The organism is Okeania sp. SIO2F4 (genome assembly GCF_010672385.1).
GTDB lineage: Bacteria > Cyanobacteriota > Cyanobacteriia > Cyanobacteriales > Microcoleaceae > Trichodesmium.
Genome location: NZ_JAAHGT010000309.1, coordinates 1 through 9,808 on the forward strand (window position 1 = coordinate 1; position 9,808 = coordinate 9,808).

5 protein-coding genes are annotated in these 9,808 nt (G+C 35.2%); all 5 read left to right on the forward strand.

Annotated elements, in window-relative coordinates; all coding sequences use genetic code 11:
• The first annotated feature begins 397 nt into the window (after positions 1-397).
• The 5 genes from F6K22_RS19520 (at position 398) to F6K22_RS19540 (ending at position 9,292) form a co-directional block, all read left to right on the forward strand.
• Positions 398-1,867, forward strand: coding sequence for a carotenoid oxygenase family protein (locus F6K22_RS19520; RefSeq protein ID WP_293101400.1), 1,470 nt, complete (start codon positions 398-400; stop codon positions 1,865-1,867).
• A gap of 422 nt (positions 1,868-2,289) precedes the next feature.
• The gene (locus F6K22_RS19525; protein WP_293101403.1) at positions 2,290-2,571 is read left to right on the forward strand and encodes a hypothetical protein; all 282 of its coding nucleotides are present in this window, start codon (positions 2,290-2,292) and stop codon (positions 2,569-2,571) included.
• Positions 2,572-2,693: 122 nt separating this feature from the next.
• Positions 2,694-3,074 carry a hypothetical protein gene (locus tag F6K22_RS19530; protein WP_293101405.1) on the forward strand — a complete coding sequence of 127 codons (381 nt, stop codon included), beginning with the start codon at positions 2,694-2,696 and terminating at the stop codon, positions 3,072-3,074.
• A gap of 130 nt (positions 3,075-3,204) precedes the next feature.
• The gene (locus tag F6K22_RS19535; protein WP_293101408.1) at positions 3,205-4,479 is read left to right on the forward strand and encodes a pentapeptide repeat-containing protein; all 1,275 of its coding nucleotides are present in this window, start codon (positions 3,205-3,207) and stop codon (positions 4,477-4,479) included.
• Positions 4,480-5,239: 760 nt separating this feature from the next.
• Complete coding sequence (locus tag F6K22_RS19540; RefSeq protein WP_293101410.1) at positions 5,240-9,292, forward strand: WD40 domain-containing protein; 4,053 nt, start codon at positions 5,240-5,242, stop codon at positions 9,290-9,292.
• Positions 9,293-9,808: the final 516 nt, after the last annotated feature.

A 9,808-nucleotide genomic window follows, 5' to 3' on the forward strand; every position in this document is an offset into this window, starting at 1 on the left:
GGCAAATTTAGTTATCACAAAGGTTTGAGACTCTACCCCATGGGTATATAGCTATAGATATGAATAATTTTTCAGTTTGGAATTTGCGATTGATTTAGCTCTGTTATCTAGTGGAGTGGTTGGAGTAGTTTAATGCTCTAGTCAGCTATGGCAAATTTAGATACCTCACCATCCTAAAAAGTGCTGTAATACTCTAGTCAGCTATGGGAAATTTAGTTATGACAAAGGTTTGAGACTCTACCCCATGGGTATATAGCTATAGATATGAATAATTTTTCAGTTTGGAATTTGTGATTAATTTAGCTTTGTTGTCTGGTGGAGTGGTTGGAGTAGTTTGATACCCTTGCATTGGTATTTCATGTAATACTTTAAACAATTTAAAAATTAGGATTTAGTTATGCCAAATTTACAAATCAAAAAGTCTACATCTTATACTCTTCAAGATTGGCAAAGAGGATATGAATCTCAACCCAATGAATATGATTATTGGATTGATGATATAGAAGGTGAAATACCAGAAGATTTAAACGGTACTTTTTTCCGCAACGGACCTGGTTTATTAGATATTAATGGTCAATCTATTGCTCATCCTTTTGATGGGGATGGAATGGTTTGTGCAATAAGTTTTAAAAATGGTCGCGCCCACTTCCGAAATAGGTTTGTTAGAACAGAAGGTTATGTGGCAGAAAAAGCAGCAGGAAAAATTCTCTATCGAGGTGTTTTTGGCACTCAAAAACCTGGTGGTTGGTTAGCTAATATTTTCGATTTGAAAAATAAAAATATTGCCAATACTGGCATTCTTTATTGGGGCGATAAACTTTTGGCATTGTGGGAAGGAGCGCAACCTCATCGTTTAAATCCAAAAAATTTAGAAACTATTGGAATTGATGATGTAGATGGAATTTTACAACCCGGTCAAGCTTTTTCTGCTCACCCTAGAATTGAGAAAGGAAAGGATGGAAAAGGAGATGTTTTGGTTAATTTTTCTGTGAAACCTGGTTTATCGAGTATCATAACTATTTTTGAATTTAATAGTCAGGGAAAATTACTCAAACGTTACTCTCATTCGATTCCTGGTTTTGCCTTTTTACACGATATGGTAATTACACCAAATTACTGTATCTTTTTCCAAAATCCTGTTACTTTGAATCCTCTTCCTTTCTTTCTGGGATTGCGAGGTGCAGGTCAATGTTTGGAATTTTCACCTAATAAATCAACACAGGCGATTTTAATTCCTCGTGATGGTAGTAAAGCCATGAAAATTTTGGAAACGAAACCTTGTTTTGTCTTTCATCATGCTAATGCTTGGGAAAAGGATGGGGAAATTTATGTAGATTCTATTTGTTATGAATCTTTCTCACAAATTGACCTGGGCGATGATTTTCGGGAGGTAGATTTTGATGCAATTCCAGAAGGTCAATTATGGCGATTTAAGATTAATTTGTCAGAGAATAATGTAGAACATAAATTAGTTGAAAGTCGTTCTTGTGAGTTTCCGACTTTAAATCCGAATAATGTGGGAGAAGCTTACCGATATTTATTTATTGCAGCAGCAGATAGGTCCAGTGGAAATGCTCCTGTACAAGCAATTTTAAAGATTGATTGGCAAACGGGAGAACGTCAAATTTTTAGTGTTGCACCGCGAGGTTTTGCGGGGGAACCTTTATTTGTTCCTTTTCCAAATGGGGTAAATGAGGATGATGGTTGGTTATTAATGTTGATGTATGATGCGGCGGAACATCGGTCAGATGTTGTGATTTTAGATGCTCGAAATTTGAATAAAGAACCTGTGGCAAGATTGCATTTAAAACATCATATTCCTTATGGTTTACATGGGAGTTTTACGCCTAATTATTTTGGAGAGTAAATAATAATGGATAATTGATAATGGATAATTGATAATGACAACTATAGTAATTGACACTTATGTTGCAACATTTCTGACAGGAATAAAATAGGAATGTTATATCTCTAGTTATCAATTAGTAAGCACTCAGCTATTAGCTGTCAGCTATCAGCAATAAGACTTTGCCTTTAAAGCTATCCATTATAAAGCTTTATATCAAAAGAGATGTTTATAAAGTATAGTCTTAAAAGTGGGGTTGAAATCTAAAACTAAAAACAATAGCTGATAGCTGATGGCTGTTTGCGCAGCATTCCGCAGGAAATGCTTACATCAATTATCCATTATTAATTATTAATTATCAAAAGTATCGGGTATCTGTAGAAAGTAAAGTTAGTAATCATTTATTTACTTGCACGGGATGGGTTTGTCAGAATCATGTTAAGTTGCCACAGCAGTCATTTGAAAGTTTTTTTACTGAAGCGATCGCTAAAAATACTATCAAACAAGTATGGGAATGTAATCCTTTTTCTAAGTTGCTAGTTAGCTATTTTCAGGAAATATTTACTACTGAGATATTGGGTGAAATCTATCAAAACTACTCTGATATTTTTGACCGCATAACTCCTGGTATTTATTTATTTAATATTGAGAATTATGATTTACTTAGAGAACGAATGCTCCCGAAGCAAGGAGTAATTAATGTTAATGATATTACCAATAATTAATTTTACTTCAAGCAAGCTAAAGTATTTTCGTTTTGAAATTAAATGAAAAAAATATGATAATGGCTGACTTTTGCTATGGATTTGTTAAGGTAAAAGTAAATCTAACCAATCTATCTAATAATATGAATCAATCAAAAAACGAATCTCAATCACAAATAAACACAAATACTTTCCATGATACTGCAATTTTTCAAACTAATGTAACTAAAGACGAGAGTAAAATAGAAGCAAGTCAAGACAACTATACTTCTGAAAATAAAAAATCTCTGGCAGAGGCAGCAGGAGAAATTCAGGATTTGTTAGACCAACTTTCTCAAAGTTATTCTCCTGAAGAAGCTAAACAAAATGCAGTAGAAGAAATTGCCACAAAGGCTAAACAAAATCCTTCTTTTAAGGAAAGTCTAAAAAATCTGGGAAAATCTCTGGGAACTAAAGCAGGTGAAACAGCAGTTACTGAAGGTGTTAAACAATTAATACCTGCGGCACTTGCATTACTTTTGTAGAATAAAAAAGTTTGTAGTATTGTTTTAGCGGAAAGATAGATATTGCTAAAGCTCTACTACAAACAAAAACTTTTTGATAGTTCATTTTCTGACTTCTGATTTTGTTAATCAATGGAAAGAAATAAAATTTATGTCAACTCATAAGTCTACATCTGAAATAGATAATAATGATTTTCATGCACCTGTTAGTATGCAGACAAATGTTACCGAAGATAATGGTTATATAAAATCTCAACAATATAATAATAAAATTGATAAAGATAATAGTCATCAAATTATTCAGGGTGACAAAAATACAATAAATAATATAACGATTAAAGTTGATAAAGATGATTCTATAGCAGGTGCATCTGAAAAAATAGCGAATCCTAAAGAAGAGATAGAGATAGAATTTATTATTACTGGCAGTCTCAAAAAGACTATAGACAAACGCAAATTAAAAGCTATTGAAAAACATCTACAAAAAATCGCTGATGATGTGGAATTAACAATTGTTGATGTTGATGAAGGAAGCTTAAAGTTTTTCTTAAAGGGTTCTCCCGAAGGTTTGAAAAGAATTGCAGAATCATTTAACTCTGGAGAATTAACAGAAATATTTGATGTGCCAATAGAAAGTGTTGAGTTTATAGAGCCAGAGAAGGAAAAATTAGCATTTACAATTACTGGAGATATTTCTTATACTGATGTGGCAAAACTTAAAACTGCTGTTACTGGGGTTGATGAAAAAGAAATATTAATTCGGAAAATTAGAACTAATCAGGGTGAGAAAAAGTTAAACCTCAGTAGAGCAAACCTCAGTGGGGCTAAACTCAGTGGAGCTAAACTCAGTGGAGCTAAACTCAGTGGAGCTAAACTCAGTGGAGCCTACCTCATTCAAGCTAACCTCAGTGATGCCAGTCTCATTCAAGCTAACCTCAGTGATACCAGCCTTATTCGAGCTAACCTTAGAGGAACCAACTTTATTAAAGCTAACTTTTTTAAAGCTGACCTTAGAAACGCCGACCTCATTAGAGCCAAACTCAGAGAAGCTGACCTCAGTAAAGCCTACCTGAGTGGAGCTAACCTGAGTGGAGCTAACCTGAGTGGAGCTAACCTGAGTGGGACTTTCCTCTTTGTAGCCAAGCTGATAGGAGCTAACTTTTTTAAAGCTGACCTCAGTGGAGCCAAACTCAGAGAAGCTGACCTCAGTAGAGCAAACTTTAGTGGAGCTAACCTGAGTGGAGCTGACCTCAGTGGAGTTAACCTCAGTGGAGCCAAATTAAAAGATAGTGAAGTAACACACACAAAGTTCAGTAGCAATAGTCCAGGAATGACTGAAGAATTAAAACGAAACCTCATTAAAAGAGGAGCAATTTTTGAAGATTGCTTAGAAGATCCTCTAACATTAACTCCAATAGGTGACTAATATCAGCCACAGTTTTCTTTAGGAATAGACGAACTAGATAAACTAATATTTCCTCTAAGACTTGAGTTGTTTTTCTAGTAAGAGCCACTCTCAATATCTCCAAGATTTATAAAGATAAAACCTGGAAAAGTAGAGATTTTTATCTAATATTAAATCCGTGATGATTAGTTATTGTAACAGGACTTACGCATGATGTAAGAAAAACTGGGGTTTGAGATTGCTTCCCTGTCGGTCGCAATGACGAAAATACGTTGCAAGTGCGTAAGTCCTATGTAAGTCATTGCGACTGGAACGGAGTGGAAGGAAGCAATCTCGTTTAACGCCTGAGATTCCTTCCTATCGTCGCAATGACGATTTTTATCCATATTAGGGATATAATTTATTTTTGAAAATCTAATAATTTATCAAAACCTTAATTTTGAGTTAATTACAATTGAAAGGTTATATCTGATAAAGTTGCTAGGGTGAGGATAATCAATAAGTTCCTATGCAAAATTAATTACCGAATTATTAATTATTAATTGTTAATTAAATAATTGTGGTTTAAAGCCTCCCCTTGGATAGGGGAAAAAAAGTGCTCTTGAATTTCCCAATCTTCAATTGGTGTAACGGTTTTAACCTTCTTGTAATTATCAATTATCCATTATCAGTTATCAATTAATGAAACATCCTATTGATTCCCAGTTAAGTGTTCCCAGTTAAGTGTTCCCTGTTCCCTCTCTCAACTAGGAAATTCCTAAAAGCACGACTACTTATAAATATGAATATAGAAAAAAATCAAGAATACAATTTTCAAGTAGGTAATTATTTAACACCCAATCATCCCACTTATGTCAGACGAGCGGCAGACCAAGAATTATTTAATGCTTTAAAAGCAGGTCAATATTGTTATGTATTAAGTTCTCCACAAACAGGTAAATCAAGTTTAAAAGTTAGGACAATTCAACTTTTACAAGCAGAAAATATTATCTGTGTTGCTCTAGACATGACTAGAGTTAACAATCAACTTTTAACTCTAGACGAATGGTATAGTCAAGTAATTTTAACTTTAGAGAAAAATTTTATATTTCCTCGACATTTCCCGGAATTATGGTGGGAAGAAACGGCAGATATGGCTGCGGATGAAAAATTATTTCTGTTTATTGAAGAAGTATTGCTAGCTAAGACTCAAGATGAAAGGATAGTAATTTTTATAGATGAAGTTAATGATAATGATGTTGTTAATTCTGGTTGGGGTAGCTTAGGAGTATTGATTGATTATTGTCTTCAGGAAAGAGCAAATAATCCAAATTTTAAACGTTTAACATTTGCTTTGTTAGGGATGACGATACCTAATAATTTAGTAGATGTATGTAGATATATTGAACTTAGTAGCTTCAAAATAGAAGAAGTGGCTCATTTTGCAAACAGATTTGCAGGAATAGTAAAACAGCCACTCAAAGTTATGGAAGAAATATTATTTTGGTCGGGCGGACAACCATTTTTAACACAAAAACTATGTCAAATAGTTATTAACTATCTAGGAGAAAAAGGAGTAGAAGAAATTTATAATGATGTAGGTTTAGTAGAAGATTTAGTAAAAATTTGTGTGGTAGAAAATTGGGATGCACAAGACTATCCCGTTCATTTCAGCAAAATACAAAATCTGTTGCTGAAAAAGATACAGAAATCTACAAGTCATTTAGAAATATATCAACAATTATTAAAACATGGCAGACTAAAACCACCTGGTCAAAATAATCAAAGATTTAAAAAGGATGCGATCGCTAATAGTAAATGGGAGATAAAAGAGTTATTGAGGTCGGGGATAGCGAAAATCAATCAAGGATTTTTAGAGGTATACAGTCCTATTTATGCAGAAATTTTTAATCAAGAATGGGTAGAAAAATATCTAGCACAAACAACTCAATCTGTTCCTATAGTTAATCAGCAAAAATTAGAGTTAAATGAGTTTAACAGTCAGGAACAAAGTTTCCAAAGAGGAGCAAATATTTCTAACTTGGAAATTCCCGAAAATTACAAAATTTCTAGTAATAGTGCGATTAATCCACAACAAAAACAAGTAGGAAATCCCCTAGAGTTAAATGAGTTGAACACTCAAGTAACAAACTTCCAACTAGGAGCAAATATCTCTAACTTGGCAAATCAGGAAAATCGCCAAATTCATAGGAATGATGGGATAAATCCACAACAGAAACAACTCGAAAATCCCTTAGAGTTAAATGAGTTGAACAGTCAGGAACAAAATTTCCAAAAAAGAGCAAATATCTCTAACTTGGCAAATCAGGAAAATCGCCAAATTCATAGGAATGATGGGATAAATCCACAACAGAAACAACTCGAAAATCCCTTAGAGTTAAATGAGTTGAACAGTCAGGAACAAAGTTTCCAAAAAAGAGCAAATATCTCTAACTTGGCAAATCCAGAAAATCACAAAACTTCTAGTAAGAGTGCGATAAATCCACAACAGAAACAGATAGAAACGCCAAAACAAAAAATTACTCATCAGAAAAATCAAAATAATCAAACAAGTCGCAAAAAAGTTAAAACATCCCCAAATTATCAGAATAAACTAAAAATAGGAGTAGCAGGATTAACAATATTATCAGTAGTAGCTATAACTGGCGTCGCCTGGGCAACAAAACTATTCCAAGAGAAACAAAACCAACTTCAAAAAGCAGAATATCAACTAGAAAAAGCAAAATATGAACTACAAGAAGCACAAACAGGAACAAAATTAGAACGCCAAGGAATTAACGCCCTAAGACAATTTGAAATTGCAGAAATAGAAGCATTATTATCAGCAATGCAAACTGGAAAAGAACTACAAGAATTAATTAAAGGCGATCGCCCACTCCAATATTATCCAGCCACAAGTCCGATATTTGCCTTACAACAAATCCTCAATAATATTCACGAAAAAAACCAAATTCCCAACATCAAAAACATTGCCATGAGTCCTAATAATCAACTATTAGCTACAGTTAGCAATGATGGTACAGCTAAAATCCTGAAATTCTCAGGTCAACCTATTTCTCAGTTGAGAGGACATCAGGGCAAAATCTCTCAAATTAAATTTGCGCCAAAAGACGACCTTCTAGCCACAGCAGGAGACGACGGTACAGCCATAATTTGGGATTTTCTAGGTAAGCAACAAGTAGAACTCAAAGGCCATAAAGGCCAAATTTGGCAAATTACCTTTAGTCCCAATGGTAAACTGCTAGCTACTGCTGGAGAAGACGGCACTGCTAGAATTTGGGATATCTCAGGTAAGAAAATAGCAACTCTCAAAAAACATAAAGGTCGCATCTTAGATGTCACATTTAGTCCTAATAGTAAATATCTAGCCACTGCTGGATGGGATGGTACTGCCAGAATTTGGAGTCGATCTGGTAGACAGTTAGCCAGACTTAGGGGACATCAAGGTAGTGTAGAAAAAGTCATATTTAGCCCTGATGGAAAATATCTAGCTACTGCTGGATGGGATGGCACTATTAGAATTTGGCGGCGTCGTTCCGGTAAACTGCTGGCAAAACTTAAAGGTGGAGTTTGGAATGTTAGCTTTAGTCCCGATGGTAAAAGGTTAGTTACGGCAGGAGAAGATGGGACAGCCAATATTTGGGATGTTTCCGGTCAACTATTAGGGACACTTCCCGGACATCAAGGAATTGTCACCAGTGTCAGTTTTAGCCCCGATGGTCAACGTTTAGCTACAGCAGGTAGTGATGGTATTGTGAAAATTTGGAACAATAATGGTAATTTGTTGACCAATCTTAAAGGACATCAAGGTCGAGTTTGGGAAATTAATTTTAGTTCTGATGGAGAATTACTATTAACTTTGGGAGAAGATGGTACTGGCAGAATTTGGGAATTAGAAGGTAATCACGAGGCAAAAATTAAAGGAAAGTCTGATGTTTTTGGGGCAGTAAGTTTTAGTCCGAATGGTAGTAGATTAGCAACAGCTACAGTTGATGGTGTTGCCTCTATCTGGGATATTTCTGGAAAGCCTTTAGCTCAATTCAATGGATATTTAGGTATGTTTGGCGATATGAGTTTTAGTCCTGACGCTCAACGTATAGCTACTGCTGGAGATAATGGTCAGGCAAGAATTTGGCAGGTTTCAGGAGAGCAATTAATAGAGTTAGAGGGTCAGGAGGGTAGGGCAAAACAGATTACTTTTGCTCCTGACGGACAACGTTTGGCAACGGTGGGAGAAGATGGTGTTGCCCGGATATGGAATAATTCTGGTCAGCAGTTGGCTGAGTTAAGGGGTCATAATGGGCGAGTTTTGGATGTAGATTTTAGTCCAGATGGTCAATATATTGGTACTGCTGGAGAGGATGGTATGGCAAAAATTTGGGATGGTTCTTTTCGACTTGTGTCAGAATTAAAGATTTTTTCTAGTTGGGTTGAGAGTATTGGTTTTAGCCCATCTGGAGAGTACATAGCTACGGGAGATAGTGATGGGATGGTCAAAATCTGGGATTTTTCGGGCAATCAAATTGTTGATTTGAAAGGTCATATAGGTAGTGTGAAAAATGTGACTTTTGGTGGGGATGGGGAACAGGTTATTAGTATGGGAAAAGATGGAATGGTTAGAGTTTGGGATATTACTGGACGGCAAATAGCTAAATTTGAAAATGCTCAGGGTTTAAGTTTAGATGGTGAATATGTGGCAACTTTAAAAGATACTGATTTAAAGTTGTGGCGTGTGAAAGGGTTAAATGATTTGTTAAAAAGTTCTTGTGATTGGCTTGAGGATTATTTTGTCACTCATCCACAAGTGAGGGAATATTTAGAAGTTTGTGAATAGTTTAATTAGTTATCAATTATTAGTTATTTGTTTAACTAGCTATCAGCTTTTAGCAATCAGCTCTCAGTTTTTAGCAGTTCTGGTTAAAATCCCTGGAACCCCAAGCACCAGATAGTTGAGGAGAGGTTAAAATCTCCTCGTTCACGTTAAAAAAAACGCTCCTACTGATTGCTGAGTGCTTGTTTAAGAACATAGGAGAGTCTATCCCACTAATAGCAATTCCTATGCATTAATGCTGTACTTCAGCTACACTTAAACTCCTCAATAGTTACCGAATAATTAATAATTAACAATTAAAGAATTCAGCTTTATTAGCCTCCCCTTGAAAGGGGAAAAATAAATTTTTTTCCTTCTTGGTCAATCCTCTCCCTAAAAGGGAGAGGTAATTATTAACTAGCTATCAGCTTGAGCGCATTTAGCTGGAGCGCTCTTCAATTCGAGGGTAACGGTCCCCCACAAGAGGAGCGAAAAAATTAGTGGTGCGCTTTGCGTGGGGGGAAAGAATCCCCCATTATA